This is a genomic window from Halobacillus sp. BBL2006 (assembly GCF_000786645.1).
Lineage (GTDB): Bacteria > Bacillota > Bacilli > Bacillales > Halobacillaceae > Halobacillus.
The window spans coordinates 1-1,130 of the sequence record NZ_JRNX01000146.1 but is presented as its reverse complement, the minus strand read 5'-3'; the positions used below and the strand labels follow the sequence as shown (position 1 = coordinate 1,130).

Here is a 1,130-nt window from a genome sequence, read left to right as displayed (position 1 = left end):
GGATGTGAAGAGCCGTTGGTAGGCCGGAAAAGCTTAGATCAATGAAGTGTTCGATTGAAACTAGTAAAAAACCCGCCAGACTTAACTGGCGGGTTTAAAAATTAACCTTCTAGCAATAGATCGTATGGATCTTCAATCATTTCTTTAATACGACGCAGGAATTGGACGGCATCTTTACCATCGACGATTCGGTGGTCATAAGAAAGAGCGATGTACATCATAGGACGAGCCTGAATCGTATCATCAGGCATGACTTTCGCACGTTTTTCGATGTTATGCAATCCTAGGATACCAACTTGCGGAGAATTCAAAATTGGTGTAGAAAGCATTGAACCGAAAATACCACCATTTGTGATAGTGAAGGAGCCTCCTTGGAGGTCATCCAATTGCAGCTCTTTATTACGTGCTTTCGTCGCCAGGTCTGCAATACCTTTTTCGATGCCGGCAAAGTCAAGACGATCTGCATCACGGACAACTGGAACCACTAGTCCTTCTTCAGTGGAAACAGCCATACCAATGTCATAGAATTTTTTCTTCACGATTTCATTCCCTTGAATCTCTGCATTGATTAGAGGGAATTCTTTCAACGCGCCCACCGCTGCCTTAGTAAAGAAGGACATGAAACCAAGTTTAATGTCATGCTTCTTCTGGAAAGATTCTTTGCGTTCACTGCGAAGCTTCATAACGTTGGTCATGTCGACTTCATTGAAAGTAGTCAACATAGCTGAGTTTTGCTGAGCATCGACGAGACGTTTCGCAATTGTTTGACGACGGCGGGACATTTTAATGCGTTCTACCGGCTTATCAAACTCTGTTTTTTCGTTATTTTGCTCTTTTTTCTTCTCTTTCTTAGGTGCTTCCTTCTTCTCTTCCTTCTTGCTTCCGCCTTGCGCAGCAGCGTCTACATCTTCTGGACGAATACGGCCTAGTGGATCTCTCGCAGAAATCTCACTCAAATCAATACCGAGTTCGCGTGCTCGCTTGCGGGCTGCAGGGGTTGCAATAATATCTTTATTATTGTCTTTTGTTTCTTCTTTATCTTCAGAATCAGAAGAAGATTTTTCTTCTTTTTGTTGAGAAACTTCTTCTTTTTTCTCTTCTTGCTTTTCTTCTTTTTGTTCTTCTTTATC

1 protein-coding gene is annotated in these 1,130 nt (G+C 42.1%); it reads right to left on the bottom strand.

Annotated elements, in window-relative coordinates; all coding sequences use genetic code 11:
• Positions 1-101: 101 nt before the first annotated feature.
• The coding region (gene odhB, locus LD39_RS05280; RefSeq protein WP_035543680.1) for a 2-oxoglutarate dehydrogenase complex dihydrolipoyllysine-residue succinyltransferase at positions 102-1,130 on the bottom strand (1,029 nt) is incomplete at its 5' end.